This window comes from Streptomyces sp. NPDC001515, assembly GCF_053597115.1.
Map to the genome: position 1 here is coordinate 1 of NZ_JBSFHN010000043.1, position 15,305 is coordinate 15,305.

The following is a 15,305-nucleotide window of genomic DNA, read 5'->3' on the forward strand; positions in this document are numbered from 1 at the left end:
GGTGCCTGGCCGGGGTCCCGCTCCCGCCCACCCCTGGTCATGCCCGGCTGTGCGGGCGGGTGACGTGTGTCCCGGTGGCTCAGTAGGCGCCGAAGACGTTGTCGATCGAGCCGTAGGTCGCGGCGGCGTAGTTGCATGCGGCGGTGATGTTGGCGACCGGGTCGTAGATGTCCAGCGAGGTGCCGGGCACGTGGTACGCGTCGAAGGTGGGCTGGATCACCTGGAGCAGGCCCTTGGACGGGGTACCGGCGACGGCGTTGGAGTCCCAGTTGTTGATGGCCTGGGGGTTGCCCGTGGACTCCCGCATGATGTTGCGGTAGATGCCGTCGTAGCTGCCGGGGATGCCGTGCTCGGCCATGACGGCGAGCGATTCCTTGATCCAGCCGTCGAGGTCGTCGGTGTACGCGGTGGCGGTCTTCTCCGCGACGGGCACGGCCTCGGTGGTCTCCTCGGCGACGGGCGCGGCCGTCGGGCGCTCGGAGCGGTCGGCGCGGTCGGTGCTCTCGACGCGGTCGGCCGTGGCCTCGGCCTTCTTCTCCACCGGCTTCTCGGCCTTCTCGACCTTGAATTCGGCGCCGGTCGCGGCCTTCGGAGCGACGGCCTGGGAGGTGGCGCCGATGACGAGCTTCAGACCGGGGTGGATGAGGTCGGGGTTGGCGCCGACGGCACTCCGGTTGTCCTTGTACAGACGCTCCCAGCCACCGCTGAGGGAATGTCCCTGAGCGATCTTGTAAAGCGAATCGCCGGAGACCACGGAATAGGTCGTGGGCGTGGCCTCGCGCTCGGCAATTACCTTGCCGGCGAAGGAGGTCGGGGCCGCGGCCTTTTCGGCGACGACGGTCTTGGCGGGGGCGGCGGAGGCCGATCCGGCAGCGATCAGGGGCAGTGCGAGAACGACTCCACCCGTGCTCACGGCGATGAAGCCGCGGGTCAGGGCGGTGGACTGGGCACGACGGTGCTTACCCACGATGGGCATGGCGCTGTTCCTCTCCGTCGCCTGCGAGGTGAGCTGTCGGGTTCGGACTGGAGATGTCCGGTCGCACAAGGCGACTTCACCCCTAGCCGCTCCGGAATTCCCGGACCGGCGGCAAACCTGGGTCCCCCGCTCCTGCCGTACGTATGTGGTCGGGTTCCCGGACGGCGGCAGGATTCGGCGTTCCATCCGGTGGACCGAGACCGTAGGCGAGAAAGTCCGAACCGAACAAGCCCGGAATTCCTGATCATTATCGAATTCCAAGATCAATGAACGGAAATATGTGTCACGGGCCACATGAACCGAGGTCAATTTTCTTGGCGCGCCAGGGAACCGGACGCGACGATCTTGCGTCCGGGCCGGCAAACGTGACGCTGCCCACTCGGTCCGATATGGGCGATTTGAGCACTCGATCGAGCGCGCGAAGCGGCGAACACGGACCCGGAGCGCACCGATTGACCATCGGGGGGATCGGGGGGGTGATCGGGGCCATCGGGGCCATCAGAGGGTGATCGGGGTGTTCGGCGGGGGATCGTGACGTTCGGCGCGATTCGGGCTCATCGCTCGCGTGCTTCCGGGCACCCCGGGGTGCGCCGCCCCGGCAGGCCCCGGTCCGGGCTGGTGGGACCGGGGCCGGCGAGGCGGTTCCAGCCGTGGTCGGTCGCACGCCCGCCGGACCGCCCCGGCCCCTCCCTCTCCCCTCCCCCGGCCCCGTTCCCCGGCGCTCAGCCCGCCAGCAGCGCCCCCACGGCCGAGGCGGTGTCCGGGTAGCGGCCGATGAGTGCCGCGCCGGCCGGTGCGGCACCGGCGACTCCCCAGGGCTCGTCGCAGCCGAGCAGCGCCGCGACCGCGCCGCACGTCTCCCGGTGGGCCCGGAGCAGGACGGAACCGGTCGCCGCTCCCGCCGCGCCGGGCGGCGGCGCGGTCTCCGGCTGGGCGCGCCACGGCGGTATCCAGCCGTCCAGCTCCGCCAGCCGGCCCGGGAAGGTGCGTCCGGCTTCGCGGATGAGGAGCGGGGCGAGGTCGGCGCCGCCCGCCCGGAGGGTGGTGATCAGGGTCGGGAGCCAGGGCAGGAGCACGGGGTCGGGCAGCCGGCCGAATGCCTGGGACACCGCCTCCACGACGAGGTCGCCGAGCGCGGGCACCGGATCCAGGGCGTGGACCAGACCGCTCAGGTAGCGCGGGTAGGCCGGCACGACCAGGGGGTTGTCCAGCAGCTCGGCGAGCCGGGCCCGCAGCTCGGTGCGGGAGAGGTGGCCGAGCTGGACCTGCGCCGCCCACAGCAGGGCCGTTCTCGCCGGGTCCTTCGGGTGCGACTGGGCCAGCGCCAGACGGAGCTGGGCCCGGTCGCAGCCCAGCGAGAGCGCCAGGTTCTCCATGCTGAACAGGAAGCCGAGCATGGCCGCGACCTGTCCCACGGTGGCGTCCTCGTCGGCGCACGCGGTGGGCAGCAGGGTGCAGTAGTGCGCGTAGCCGGTCTTGACGAAGGCTTCGATCCACGCGGGCAGGGCGGGCTCGTTGGTCCGGTAGTGGGCCAGCAGCCGGCGGATCCGGCGCAGGACGTCCGGTGCCCCGTCGACCGTGCGCTCGGCGGCCAGCACCTCCAGGGCACGGGTGCCCAGCTCGTCGGCGAGCCGCCGGCTGCGCAGGTACAGCATCGCGTCCTCGACGGCCTCCAGGACGGTGGCCGTCGTGGCCTGTGGCGCGTACGCGGTGCGGCGCAGCCGCTGTTCCAGGACCTGCTCGATGCTGACGCCCTCGTAGCCCAGCTCGATCAGCGCCCGCTGATGGGTGCCGAGGGCGAGGTCCCAGGACTCCTGGATCGAGCGCTCCCCCAGGCTCCTTTCGCCCATGATGGGCCGGACGGCGGCCGGCGGCATCAGCCGGCGCAGCATCCACAGGACGTCGGAGCACGGCTCCAGCTCCGGCCGGGAGGCGAGGTCCAGGAGCGCCCGGCGCACCCCGCGCTGTTCGAGGCGGAGTCCGAGGACGGCCAGCCGGTCGTGGACGTCGCGGGCGAGCGGCGGCAGGGCGTCGTAGCCGACCCGGCCGATCCGGTCGCCGCCCATCATGATCTCCACGAGGCGGCGCACATCGCGCCGGCCGGGCACGGTGTCCTTCTCGATGCAGGTGACGGCCGCGTCCTGGAAGTCGTACGGCGTCGGCCGGGCCCGGTCGCGCATCCCGGCCAGCAGGATCGACGTCTCGAACACCGCGATGGCGTCGGCCGTGGAGGCGAGATAGCCGTTGCGCCGGGCGGCGCGCACGATCTCCACGCACCAGCCGAGGAGTTCGGCCTCGTCCAGCCGGTCCGGGACGGGTGCCTGGGCGAGGAAGCCGGAGAGCCGGTCGGTGGCGGGCGCCTCCGGTTCCGGGGCCGGGAGGGCGGTCGCCTTCGCGGCCCTCGCGGACTTCGCGCCCGCCTGGCCGGCGAGGCGGTAGGGCTTCACCCGGGTGCGCTTGACGTTCTTCGCCCAGAGGGACGCGGCGATCGACACGGAGCCGGGGGCGAGGCCGAACTGCCTCTCGATGGCCGCGTGGCTGGACGGGATCAGGCCGTGCTGCCAGGTGGTGGCGGTGCGCGGGCCGATCTCGAAGGTGTCGGTGCCGTGGAGGCCGAACTCCGGGACGCGGCTGGCCGCGTGGAAGGCGCCGCAGACGTAGAGGCAGTCGGCGGGGTCGGTCCCGGTCGCCGCCAGGTGGTCCCGCATCCGCTTCCACATGTGGCGTTCGCGGTCCTCGTCGACGCGCACCCGGTGCGGGTCGCCGGGGGCCAGGTGCCGGAACAGACTGCCGATCAGCAGCATGACCTGGCGGTAGGTGTCATCGTCGCCGTCGCCGAGCGGCAGCTCCACGTACTGGTGCCACCACTCCGACCAGTGCCGCACCTTGCCGTGGCGCAGCAGGTGCTCCTCCAGTTCGGCGAAACGGGGGCGCAGATCGCCGATCTCCACGCCGACGGCGTCGCCGTGCAGCGCCGCCTCCTCGGCCGTGGCCTCCCCCGCCCCGGCCGCCGGGGGCTCGTCGGAGGGCGGGGTGGTGTCGCCGGTGTGCTCGCCCGGCGCGTCCCACTGGTAGACGTGGTCCGAGGAGCGGTCGACCAGGACCAGCTCGACGCCGGGGGTGTCCAGCGCGTAGGCGATGGCCTGGTACTCGGCGGATGCCTCCGTCAGGGGGGCGACCACCGACAGCGGTGCCCAGTCGGCGGGGAAACCGTCGATCTCGGCCGCGAACGCCTGGACGGCCACGGGCAGGGTGCAGTTGCGCAGTTCGGGCAGGAGCGGTGCCATGTCCTCGCACAGCTCCAGGTAGATCACCTTGGGCTGTTTCTCGCGCAGCCGGCGGGCCATGGCGAGCGCGGAGGCGGGCGAGTGGTGGCAGACCGGGAAGATCTCCAGCGGCTCGCGCACGGCGCGGTCCACGTCGTCGACGATGCCGAGGAGGATGCTCTCCAGGGCGTCGGGCCCGTCCGCGAAGGTGGCGGCGGCCCCCTGCAACTGGGTGCGCAGCGCCTCGAAACCGGGCCGGTCGGGGCCGGTCACGAGAGCGTGGCGATCGCGTCGCGGCCGCCCTCCAGGAACTCGGGCCAGGAGCCGCCCTCCTCCTTGCTGCGCGGCTCGACCACCCCGTGCAGGTACTTGTTGAGGATGGCCAGGTCCTCGGGGTCGCGCCGGGCCAGCGAGCCGACGAGCGAGGAGGCGAGGGTGCGGGCGGTGAGATCGCGTTCGCCGAAGAAGTCGCCGTGCAGGATCGCGTCCTCCAGGACGCCGATCTGCTCGGCGGTGGAGAGGGAGGACTCCAGCTTCTCGTCGTCGCTCGCGGCCGCCGCGGCCGAGGCCCGCAGATCGGCGAAGCTCCGCAGCAGGACGTCCAGGAGCGTGGGCGGCACGTCCAGCTCGATGCTGTGCCGGCGCAGCAGTTCCTCGGTGCGGAAACGGACGATCTCCGCCTCGCTCTTCTTGTTGGTGACGACCGGGATCCGTACGAAGTTGAAGCGGCGCTTGAGCGCGGACGAGAGGTCGTTGACGCCCCGGTCGCGGCTGTTGGCGGTGGCGATGACGGAGAAACCGGGCTTGGCGAAGACGATGTTGTCGCTGTCCAGTTCGGGGACAGAGATGTACTTCTCGGAGAGGATCGAGATCAGCGCGTCCTGGACGTCGCTGGTGGAGCGGGTCAGCTCCTCGAAGCGTCCGATCGCCCCGGTCTCCATCGCCGTCATGATCGGTGAGGGGATCATGGACTCGCGGGACTGTCCCTTGGCGATGACCATGGAGACGTTCCACGAGTACTTGATGTGGTCCTCGGTGGTGCCGGCCGTGCCCTGCACCACCAGGGTGGAGTTGCGGCAGATGGCGGCCGAGAGCAGCTCGGCCAGCCAGCTCTTGCCCGTGCCGGGGTCACCGATGAGCAGCAGTCCCCGGTCGGAGGCCAGGGTGACGATGGAGCGCTCGACGAAGCTGCGGTCGCCGTACCACTTCTGGGTGATCTCCCGGTCCAGGCCGTCGGAGCGCTCGGAGCCCAGGATGAACAGGCGGACCATCTTCGGGGAGAGCCGCCAGGAGAACGGCTTGGGGTGGTGGTCGACGGATTCGAGCCAGGCCAGCTCCTCGGCGTACTTGATCTCGGCGGGGGCGCGCAACAGGTCGGACATGGAGGGGCCTTTCTAGGCGAGGAAGGTCTTGAGCTCGTGGACGAGCTTGCTGATGTGTCCGGAGACGACCGGGGTGCCGAGCGCCTTGAACCGCTCGCGGAACCAGGGGTTGACCTGCTGACGGCCGGAGCTGGTGACGGATCCGACCGGAATGAACTTCACGCCCGAGCGGTGCACGGCCTCGATGCCCTCGAAGAGCGGCTGGGAGCGGTCGAATTCGTAGAAGTCGGAGATCCAGACCATCACCGTGTCCTGCGGGTCCGTGATCTTCGGACGGGCCATCGCCATGGCGACGGGCCCGTCGTTGCCCCCGCCGAGTTGCGTGCGCAGCAGGGTCTCGAAGGGGTCGTGCACCCAGGGGGTCAGGTCGAGCGCCTGGGTGTCGTACGCGATCAGGTGGACGTCCACCTTGGGCAGTCCGGCGAAGACGGAGGCGAGGATGGTGCAGTTGACCATCGAGTCGACCATGGAGCCGGACTGGTCCACCACGACGATCAGCCGCTGGGGTGTCGTTCTGCGGACGGTGTGCCGGTAGTAGAGGCGGTCGACGTAGAGCCGCTCCTCCTCCGGGCTCCAGTTGGTCAGGTTCTTCCAGATGGTGCGGTCGAGGTCGAGGTTGCGGAACACCCGCTTGGGCGGCACGGAGCGGTCCAGCTCGCCCACCGTGGACTTCGCTACCTGGGTCCGCAGGACCTCGGCGACCTCGTCGACGAAGCGGCGGATCAGGGCTTTGGCATTGGCCAGGGCGATGCCGGAGAGGTTGCTCTTGTCGCGCAGCAACTGCTCGACGAGCGACATGCTGGGGGTCAGCCGAGCGGCGAGCACGGGATCGCCGAGCACTTCGCGCAGCCGCATGCGGCGGACCAGGCCGGCTTCCAGGGAGCCGAGTTCGGGGCCCGTGCCCGGTGCCGCGCCGGTCCGTCCGCTGCCCCCGGTCCGGCCGCCGCGCAGATCGCCGGGTTCATGGCCGAGGGCGCGCTCCAGCCAGCCCGCGTCCGACTGCCAGCGGGCCAGTTGTTCGGCCGAGACCGCGCCGGAGCCGGTGGAGAAGACGTTGAGGAGGACCTTGGAGACGAGTGCGGCGCGGCGCACCTCGGCGGCCCGGTCGCGGGTGTCCTCGGGGTCCGGGGTCATCAGGCCGTCGAACTCGCCGGCCAGCTCCGGATGGCGCTGCACGACGGAGTCGACGGATGCCTGCGGGTCCAGCAGGGCGGCGGGCAGTCCGAGGTCCTCGAGGATGTCGAGACCGGCGGACTCCAGGCCGGCCTGCTCCTCGGGGTCGAAGAGCCGGGCGAGCAGCCGCCAGTACAGCACCTGGCGGCGGTTCTCGTGCGGGTCGGCCTCGGGGGTGCGCGGGGCGAGCGCCGGGTCGAAGGGGGTGGCCGGTGCGGTTCCGGCGGTCTGTGCCGGGAGTACGGGGGTGGCGGCGACGGGGGCGGCGGTGCGGGGATCGGTCATTTCCGCAGCAGCCTTCCCGCGCGCTCGCGGAGGACCGCGACGGCGTCGGTGGCGGCCTTCTCCGCCTTGACACCGGCCTTGTCCGTCGTCCCGCCGGCCCAGGCGCCGCCGTGCAGCACGACGGCCTTCTTCCGCACGGTGGCCTCGACGGCCAGTGGCTGGAGGAGGTAGGCACCCGCGTCCCAGCGGAGCAGGGCGATGCAGGCGCCGGACGCGGCGACGGCCTCGGGCGTGAGCGGACCGGCGGCCGGGACGCGGTCGGTGTCGACGGCCAGCGGCTGCCCCGCGACCGTGAAGGCGAGGGCACCGTCCTCCTGGTGCGCGGTGTATCCCTCCAGGAACACGGGGACGGCGATGCGCACCGGGTGGCGGTCCAGCGGCGCGGTGTACGCGTCGGTGGCGGTGGGCAGCACGACCCTGGCGGTGGCGAACGGGTCGGCGGGCTGTCCGGTGCGGGCCTGCGCGTCGCTCCAGATCAGATCGCCCTCGGCGGTGACGGGCATGGCGTCGAGGTCCATCGACAGGCCGTCACCGAGGGCCGCCAGCAGGGACATGCGCGGGCGGAGCAGTTGCCAGAGCCCGGCGCCGACGACCGTGTCCGGCTTCGGGGCGGACGCCCCGGCGCGGACCAGCCGGGGCGCGGAACCGTCGGCCGGTTCGAGCACGGCGTGGACCTGGGCCTGGACGGCCGTGGGGTGTTCGTGCAGGTCGACGCCGAGGGGCAGCAGCCGCCCGGTCGCCGTCTCCGTCGCGGGGGTGGTGGCCGCGCCGGGCACGGTCAGCAGCATCGCGCGGGCCCAGAGGTCCGCCCAGCGACGGGCGGGCACCCGGTCGACCGCCGTTCCCGGGCCCGAGGCGGCGAGTTCGGCGGCGAAGCCGTCGAGCAGGGTCGCGAGTCGGCGCAGCGAGGGGTCGGGGAGCATCGCGGAGACGACCGGGGCCGAGGCGGCGATCGTGTCGTGGTCGAGGCCCGTCCATCCGGCCCGGGCCAGGTCGGCCAGCCAGGAACGGGCGGCGAGGAGCAGAGGGGCCGGCGGGGGCGTCCCGGCCACGGACGGGGGCGTGGACTGCGCGCGTCCCCGTCCCGTCGCTTCCGCGATGCGCTCGGTCAGCGCGTCGTGGACCGAGCCGAGCAGGGCGGTGCGGGCTCCCGCGAGGGCGAGGTAGTCGTCCTCGCCCGAGGATCCCTCCGCGGTGCGGGCGGCGGCCTCGGCGGCCGACGTGGCGAGCGGGGTGCCGGCGAGGGCCCCGGCGAACGCGGTGAGTCGGGCGGTCTGGTCCGGGCGGGGGCGGAGCACCCCGGAGACGAGCGCGTCGTCGAAGCCGTCGACGGCCTCCATCGCCTCGTCGAGTCCGGGGACGGGTGCGAGCAGGAGATCCGTACGCATCAGGCCACCGCCCGGGTCGGCGGGAACCAGTGCATCTCCGGCAACGGGTCGGTGCTCGGGGCCAGTTCCAGATAGGCGAGGTGGCGCAGGAACCTACTGAAGACGGGTGCCGCGTCCTTGCTGTCGCCCTGGGCGGGCCGGGCGGCGCTCATGTGCGCCGCGACACCGTGCGCGGTCGGTTCCCCGTTCCCGTCCTCGGCCTTCAGATAACGGGCGACGCGCGCCGCTCCGTACTGGAGCACGGCCTCGCTGACGAGGGCCCGGATGTGATTGCAGAACGAGCCCCGAGCACCGCCGCAGGGCCGGTTGTTGTTGGTGCTGCACGCGAAGACGTAGGTGCCGGCCGCTACCGACGAGACGTAGACGCGTCCGATGTCCGAGCCGCTCGACACCACGCCCTGCAACCGCCCGTCGGCCAGCTCCACGAACGGGACCTTGGACAGTTTCCGTGGCCGCGCGGGCGCCGCCACCCGTGCCGTGCTCGACCTCTCCCAGTCCGACAACGCGCCATCTCCTATGCACCGAGGGGGTGTCCACGCCGGATCGGCGGGACACCACTGAACCTACGTGCGACCACTGACAACGGGGCCGGAGCAGAACGGATGGAGAGGTTCCTGGAGGGTGCGGAACGCGGGGCGCCGCCGGCGCGCCCGGACATCCCGACGGACTGGTCCGCCGTCAGAACTCGACGGTCACGGGCCGGAGTTGAGGCCGTTTGGCGGTGCGCCCCTCGCCGGACGAACGCCCCCGGATCCGGCGCCCGAGCCAGGGGCCGAGGAACCCCGCCGCCCAGCGCAGCTCGGCGGTCGCGGTCTGCCATCCGGTGCGGCGGGCGAGCGGCGGGAGCGGCGTCGTCCAACTGGCGTCGCTGCCGGGCAGGCCGACGGCCTCGGCGACGGCAGCGGCGATCCGCGCGTGACCGAGCGGTGCGGCGTGCAGCCGGTCCGCGCTCCACAGGCGCGGGTCGGTGGCGACGTCGGCGAGGCCGGTCTCCGCGATCGCGACCCCGTACCGGGCAGCCGCCTCCCGGATGCCGGTGTTCAGCTCCCTCACCCGGTTCCTGACGGGCCGGGCGAGGGGTGCGATCTCGGCCACATCGGGAAAGGTCAGCGTCACCACGCGCGCACCGGCTGCCGTGAGCGCGGCAAACATCTCCTCCAGGTGCCCGGCCGTCGCCACGGCATCGAACCGCGGCCGGAGCACGTCGTTGACGCCGGCGACGACGGTGGCCAGATCGGGGCGGAGCGCCAGCGCGGGTTCCAGTTGTTCGGCGCGGACCTGGGCGGCGGTCTTGCCCCGTACCGCGAGGTTGGCGTACCGCACGCCCGGCCCGGCGGCAGCGAGGTGTTCGGCGAGGCGGTCGGCCCAGCCACGGAGCCCGACGGTGTCGTCGCCGTCGCCGAGCCCTTCGGTCTGACTGTCGCCCAGGGCGACATACCGCAGATACGTGCCGTTCGGCATCGGGCCGCCTTCCTGTCCCGCCGCATCACACCCAAGGATGTGAGTATTCAACTCCTTGACTAGGTGAGAGGACACAGCGGGGTACGGAAACCGCCCGGACCCGGTGGCGAACCGGGTCCGGGCATGGCTGACCGGACATCAGGAAAGGACGGACTCACCCCCGCTCGGGGCGTGGGGCGTCGGACGTCAGGACGCGTCGGGCGCCGTCTCCGCGAAGCCGTAGGGCCGCGTGATGATCTCCATGCCGTGACCGGCGGGATCCATGAAATACAGCCCGCGTCCGCCGTGCTCGTGATTGATCTCGCCGGGCTGCTTCAGATGCGGGTCCGCGTAGTACGCGACTCCCGCGTCCTCGATGCGTCGGAACGCCGCGTCGAACGCGGCGTCGTCGATCAGGAAGCAGTAGTGCTGCGGGGTGATGGACGCGGCCGGAATGGTGGCGAAGTCGAGCGTGACGCCGTTGGTGAGCGAGACCGGAATGAAGGGTCCCCATTCCTGACCGATCTCCAGATCGAGCAGGTGCGCCAGGAATTCGGCGGAATCCCGGTTGGACCGGGCGTGAACGATGGTGTGATTGAACTCTACAGACACGGTGGAATGCCTCCGAGGGCATCTCCCGGACACCTCCATGCCTCACCCAGTCGGTGACCGACACGCGATGTCGTCCGAAGATCATACGAGGCCCGCGCGACGCCTGTCGAGACCTTATTCTTCCGGCGCCCCGCCCGCGCGCGCTCGCGGAGGTCAGGGCCGCAGACGCCCCACGGCCTCCGGCGTCAGATACCGGGCGAGCACATCGAGCGCGTCGGCGACCTCGCGCAACCGCTCGGCGTCGTCCGTGCCGAGGGCGCGGCCGAGCGCGTCGTCGATCCGGGACCGCCGCACCTCCGCCACCCGCTCGGACACCTCGGGGGCCCTGCGGATCAACTGCCGCCTGCCGTCGGCGGGATCGGGTGCGGTCTCGACGGAGCCCGCCTCCTTCAACCGGGCCACGGCCCCCGACACCTGACTCTGCGGCAGCCCCGTGCGCCGCGCGATCGCACTCACGGACGTGTCCGGATGGCCCAGCAGATCACTGAGCACGACGAGCGAGGCACGGGTGCCGGTGCGGTGCGCGTCGGCGCCCGCGGCCGGCCCGGGAAGGGACTCCTCCCCGATCTTCATCAGGGTCCGCCCGAGGAGGAACAACTCGACGGGGGTCATCTCGGAGGACGTCATGGCCCGCATGCTACCCAGCTTCCATCACTCCCGATGCATCCGAACCGATACATCCCCACCGTCGAACGCGCGGATCGACGCATCGATAATGATGCATCACTCTTGATGTATCGAAATAGATGGACTAGATTACGGAGCACGGAACGGCACCCGCCGCTCCCCGTCCCCACCCCTGCCCGGAGGCACTCATGCTGCTCCCCACCGACGGCGCCACGCTCCACTACGAGGTCCGGGGCTCCGGCCCGCTGCTGCTCATCTCCCAGAGCGGTGAGGGCGACGCCGACCGCAGCACGGATCTGGTGGACCGCCTCGTGGACCGCTACCGCGTGGTCACGTACGACCGCCGCGGCCTCTCCCGCAGCCCGCTCGTCCGTCCCGAGCGGGGCGTGACCATGGAACAGCACACCGACGACGTGCACCGGCTCCTCGGTGAGCTGACCGACGAGCCCGCGCTGATGCTCGGCTGCAGCATGGGCGCCGCCATCGGACTGCACCTCGCGGCCCGCCACCCCGGGCAGCTCCGCGCGCTCGTGGCGCACGACCCCGTCACCCCGTCCCTGCTGCCCCCGCGACGGCGCGCACAGCACGTGGCCGAGCTGACGCGTCTGCAGACCGTCTACCGCGAAGGCGGATTGAAGGCGGCCTTCCCGGCGATAGCCGCGGTGCTCGGCATCGATCCGGCACACCAGGACACCGAGCCGAATCTCACCCCCATGCCCCTCACACCGCGGCGGCTGGCGAACTTCGACTTCTTCATCGGTCAGGACTTCACGGCCGTCATCGGCGCCGAACTCGCCGCGGACGCTCTGCGCGGCTCGCCCGTGCGGATCATCGCCGCGCGGGGAAGCACCACGGCCCCCTCGGTCTTCGTCGGGCAGTGCGCCCGGCACCTCGGGGAGCTGCTCGGCCACGACCCCGTGCCCTTCCCCGGCGGACACAACGGGAACACCACGCATCCGCGCGCCTACGCGGCCCGACTCCAGGAGGTTCTGGCCGACGTGTGAACCGTCGGCGGCAATTGCGGACCCGGGTTTTCGGGGCGTATATTGAGTGTTTCTGTGTGCCCACAGAAAAAGGCCCCTCAAGGGGGCCTGACAAGAAACACCATATCTGTCAGGGAGTAGTTTTGTCAACTCGGGAAAGTGCCGAATTGCAGAAGGAACAGCAATTCATCGACCGGCTCTACGACCGGGTCGACGTGCTGCGCGGCGCCGCCGCGCAGCAGGTGGAGGACGCCCTGACGCCGGTCGGGAACGGGCTCCAGGCCCGACTGGAACGCGATGTGCAGCTCGCCGAGCGGTCGGGGCTGCTGGCCGCGCTGAACGCGGTGGACGGTTCTCTCTGCTTCGGCCGGATCGATCTCACCGACGGCGCCGCGCACCATATCGGCCGTATCGGAATTCGCGAGGACGACGACGCGCACACTCCGCTGCTCATCGACTGGCGGGCACCGGTGGCCCGGCCTTTCTACCTCGCCACCGGCCACACTCCGATGGGTCTGCGCAGACGCCGGCATCTGACCACCGAGGGGCGCACCGTCACCGAACTCCACGACGAGATCCTGGATGTCGCCGACACCCGGCGCACCGGGTTCGAGGACCCCAGCGGGGACGCGGTACTGCTCGCCGCCGTGAACTCCGCGCGCACCGGCCGCATGGGCGACATCGTGCGGACCATCCAGGCCGAGCAGGACCGCATCATCCGCGCGCCGCACCAGGGGGTCATGGTCGTCGAGGGCGGCCCCGGCACCGGAAAGACGGCGGTGGCCCTGCACCGGGCGGCCTTCCTTCTCTACGAACACCGAGAACTGCTGGCCAAGCGGGCCGTACTGATCGTCGGCCCCAACCCCGCGTTCCTCAGCTACATCGGCGAGGTGCTGCCCGCCCTGGGCGAGACCGGGGTGCTGCTCGCCACGCAGGCCGAGCTGTTCCCGGGGGTGCGGGCCGAGGGCACGGACACGCCCCGGGCCGCCGCCGTGAAGGGCGGGGCGGCGATGGCGGAGGCGCTGGCCCTGGCCGTGCGCGACCGGCAGACCCTGCCCGAGCCGGGCGCGCCCCTGATCGTGGCCCACGACGACGGCGATCTGATCCTCGACTGGGAGATCGCCTACGAGGCCCGGCAGGCCGCCCGGGACACCCGCCTTCCCCACAACCTGGCCCGTCCGCACTTCGCGTTCCGCATCATCGACGCGCTGACCGAGCAGCTGACCGAGCGCATCGGGGCGGACCCGTACGGCGGCCCCAACTTCCTCGGTCCGGACGACATCGCCCAGCTCGGCAAGGCGGTCGCGGTCAGCGAGGCGGTGCACGAGGCCATCGATGCGCTGTGGCCGCCGCTCACCCCTCAGGGGTTCCTGGCCGGCTATCTGGCCGACCCCCTGTTCGTCCCGGACGCGGACGCCGACGCGATCCGGCGCGCACCGGGCGAGGGTGGCTGGACCCCGGCCGATGTGCCGCTGCTGGACGAGGTGGCGGAGCTTCTGGGTGTCGACGACAGTGCCGAGCGCGCCGCCGCCGAGGCCGAGCGGCAGGAGCGCATCGCCTACGCGCAGGGGGTGCTGGAGCTGTCGCGGGGTTCGGAGTCCTTCGAGTTCGAGGACGAGGAGTCCGAGCTGCTGGCCGCCCACGACATCATCGACGCCGAGCGGATGGCGGAGCGGCAGGAGGAGGCCGACCACCGCAGCGCGGCCGAGCGCGCCGCGGCCGACCGCACCTGGGCGTTCGGGCACATCATCGTCGACGAGGCGCAGGAGCTGTCCCCGATGGCCTGGCGGCTGCTGATGCGGCGCGCGCCGAGCCGTTCCATGACCCTGGTCGGCGACCCCGCGCAGACCTCGGAGGAAGCGGGGGTCGGGGCGTGGAAGGAGATCCTGGAGCCGTACGTGGGCGACCGCTTCGAGCATGTCTCGCTCAAGGTCAACTACCGTACGCCCGCCGAGATCATGGAGCTGGCGGCGCGGGTGCGGCGCGCCCAGGACCCGTCCTTCGAACCGCCCGCCTCGGTGCGGTCCACGGGCGAGGCACCGTGGCTGCGGGAGACCGGCCAGGACCTCGCGGGAGGTGTGGCCCGCGCGGTCGCGGAGCTGACGCCGGCCGAGGGGCGTCTCGGTGTGATCGCGCCGCCGGCGCTCCACGCCGAGATCGCGGCCCGGCTCGACGGGGTGACGGCCGGTGCGGAGCCCGACCTGACCCGTCCGGTGGTGCTGCTCGGTCCGCGGCAGGCCAAGGGGCTCGAATTCGACCATGTGCTGGTCGTGGAGCCCGCGTTGTTCGGGGCGAACGATCTGTACGTGGCGCTGACCCGGGCCACGCAGCGCCTGGGGGTGGTGTACCGGGAGGAGTTGCCGCAGGCGCTGCGCTGAGCGCGCTCAGCCGTGGGTGGCGCGGTGCAGCCGCGCCGAGAGGTGGTGCTGGAGCGGACGGCCCATGGCCGCGAGGTCGTGGACGAAGTCCAGCGTTCCGTCGTCGGTCACGGTGTAGCGGCGGCGGGTGGCCTCGACGTCCTTGGCGGTGGGGCTGAGCGCGACCTGGTGGGTGGCGAGGTCGACGGTGCCGTCCGCCGCGCGGCCCGTCATCAGCTCGGCGATGCCCGTGGGCTGGGTGATCAGGGCCTCCACATCGCCCTCCGGCCGCATGCGCCACCAGCCGCTCTCCCGGGCGGCGGGCCGCAGCGGCTGCCCCTCGGCGTCCAGGATCCAGGCGCGCGCCTCGTAGTGCAGGAACGGCCGGCCGTCGTGGCTGAAGGTGACCACCTGGGCGTAGCGGAAGTCCTCGGCGAGGGTCGGATAGCCGCCGCTGCCGTGTCCGGTCCAGGTTCCCAGCAGTCCGGCGACGGGGGCCAGCGCGGGGTGCGGCGCGGGGGTCTCGTCCGGCCCGTGGGCGTCGGGGTAGGGGAACATCGGGGCGGGGCCGGGCATGGTGAGCGCTCCTGGATCGGGTGGGGGCCGTCGAGGTCCGGTGACGGTTCGTTCGCAGCCTAGGGCCTGTCCGACCGTCCCCGTCGTCCGCCCGGCGGACGGGAATGGTCGGACAGGCCCTGAGGCCCTGTGGTCGCCCTCGCGCCGCAACGCCGGAGGGCGGACAGGGGCGTGACGGCGGGCGCCGTGTCACCGCCGCCGGACCGCCGCGCCCCCGTGCGGGGCCCCCACGGCACGTAC

12 protein-coding genes and 1 riboswitch are annotated in these 15,305 nt (G+C 72.1%); of the genes, 2 read left to right on the forward strand and 10 right to left on the reverse strand.

The genetic code is table 11. The features are described 5' to 3' along the window. Positions 1-79 precede the first annotated feature (79 nt). From ACWCXC_RS32875 to ACWCXC_RS32915, 9 genes are all read right to left on the reverse strand, one after another. Positions 80-976, reverse strand: a complete 897-nt coding sequence (locus tag ACWCXC_RS32875) for a transglycosylase SLT domain-containing protein (protein WP_450891397.1) — start codon at positions 974-976, stop codon at positions 80-82. Positions 977-981: 5 nt separating this feature from the next. Next, positions 982-1,166, reverse strand: a riboswitch (cyclic di-AMP (ydaO/yuaA leader). Between the two features lie 532 nt (positions 1,167-1,698). Then, positions 1,699-4,515, reverse strand: a complete 2,817-nt coding sequence (locus ACWCXC_RS32880) for a hypothetical protein (RefSeq protein ID WP_450685705.1) — start codon at positions 4,513-4,515, stop codon at positions 1,699-1,701. Beyond that, positions 4,512-5,624 carry an ATP-binding protein gene (locus ACWCXC_RS32885; protein WP_450685706.1) on the reverse strand — a complete coding sequence of 371 codons (1,113 nt, stop codon included), beginning with the start codon at positions 5,622-5,624 and terminating at the stop codon, positions 4,512-4,514. Before ACWCXC_RS32885 ends, ACWCXC_RS32880 begins: the two co-directional genes overlap by 4 nt. A 12-nt stretch (positions 5,625-5,636) precedes the next feature. Then, a complete protein-coding gene (locus tag ACWCXC_RS32890; protein ID WP_450891398.1) occupies positions 5,637-7,082 on the reverse strand; it encodes a VWA domain-containing protein in 1,446 nt (481 codons plus the stop codon). Then, positions 7,079-8,500, reverse strand: coding sequence for a hypothetical protein (locus ACWCXC_RS32895; RefSeq protein WP_450891419.1), 1,422 nt, complete (start codon positions 8,498-8,500; stop codon positions 7,079-7,081). The genes ACWCXC_RS32890 and ACWCXC_RS32895 overlap by 4 nt, the downstream gene beginning before the upstream one ends. After that, a complete protein-coding gene (locus tag ACWCXC_RS32900) occupies positions 8,470-8,988 on the reverse strand; it encodes a hypothetical protein (protein WP_450891420.1) in 519 nt (172 codons plus the stop codon). Before ACWCXC_RS32900 ends, ACWCXC_RS32895 begins: the two co-directional genes overlap by 31 nt. A 160-nt stretch (positions 8,989-9,148) precedes the next feature. Beyond that, complete coding sequence (locus tag ACWCXC_RS32905) at positions 9,149-9,931, reverse strand: SGNH/GDSL hydrolase family protein (protein ID WP_450685708.1); 783 nt, start codon at positions 9,929-9,931, stop codon at positions 9,149-9,151. Positions 9,932-10,117: 186 nt separating this feature from the next. Then, complete coding sequence (locus ACWCXC_RS32910; protein WP_450685709.1) at positions 10,118-10,522, reverse strand: VOC family protein; 405 nt, start codon at positions 10,520-10,522, stop codon at positions 10,118-10,120. A gap of 153 nt (positions 10,523-10,675) precedes the next feature. Next, a complete protein-coding gene (locus tag ACWCXC_RS32915; RefSeq protein ID WP_450685710.1) occupies positions 10,676-11,149 on the reverse strand; it encodes a MarR family winged helix-turn-helix transcriptional regulator in 474 nt (157 codons plus the stop codon). Positions 11,150-11,337: 188 nt separating this feature from the next. On the opposite strand from ACWCXC_RS32915, the gene ACWCXC_RS32920 reads away from it, so the two are divergent. Further along, the gene (locus ACWCXC_RS32920) at positions 11,338-12,153 is read left to right on the forward strand and encodes an alpha/beta fold hydrolase (RefSeq protein ID WP_450891399.1); all 816 of its coding nucleotides are present in this window, start codon (positions 11,338-11,340) and stop codon (positions 12,151-12,153) included. Positions 12,154-12,299: 146 nt separating this feature from the next. Then, positions 12,300-14,510, forward strand: coding sequence for a HelD family protein (locus ACWCXC_RS32925; protein WP_450891400.1), 2,211 nt, complete (start codon positions 12,300-12,302; stop codon positions 14,508-14,510). Between the two features lie 6 nt (positions 14,511-14,516). Here ACWCXC_RS32925 and ACWCXC_RS32930 read toward each other — a convergent pair whose 3' ends face one another. Continuing rightward, on the reverse strand, positions 14,517-15,065 hold the full coding sequence (locus ACWCXC_RS32930) for an FABP family protein (protein ID WP_450891401.1): 549 nt from the start codon (positions 15,063-15,065) through the stop codon (positions 14,517-14,519). Positions 15,066-15,305: the final 240 nt, after the last annotated feature.

What these genes read in the sequence shown, in the direction of transcription:
- ACWCXC_RS32875 (WP_450891397.1), bottom strand. Translation starts at nt 976, where the DNA reads ATGCCCATCGTGGGTAAGCACCGTCGTGCCCAGTCCACCGCCCTGACC.
- ACWCXC_RS32885 (WP_450685706.1), bottom strand. Translation starts at nt 5,624, where the DNA reads ATGTCCGACCTGTTGCGCGCCCCCGCCGAGATCAAGTACGCCGAGGAG.
- ACWCXC_RS32890 (WP_450891398.1), bottom strand. Translation starts at nt 7,082, where the DNA reads ATGACCGATCCCCGCACCGCCGCCCCCGTCGCCGCCACCCCCGTACTC.
- ACWCXC_RS32905 (WP_450685708.1), bottom strand. Translation starts at nt 9,931, where the DNA reads ATGCCGAACGGCACGTATCTGCGGTATGTCGCCCTGGGCGACAGTCAG.
- ACWCXC_RS32915 (WP_450685710.1), bottom strand. Translation starts at nt 11,149, where the DNA reads ATGACGTCCTCCGAGATGACCCCCGTCGAGTTGTTCCTCCTCGGGCGG.
- ACWCXC_RS32920 (WP_450891399.1), top strand. Translation starts at nt 11,338, where the DNA reads ATGCTGCTCCCCACCGACGGCGCCACGCTCCACTACGAGGTCCGGGGC.
- ACWCXC_RS32930 (WP_450891401.1), bottom strand. Translation starts at nt 15,065, where the DNA reads ATGCCCGGCCCCGCCCCGATGTTCCCCTACCCCGACGCCCACGGGCCG.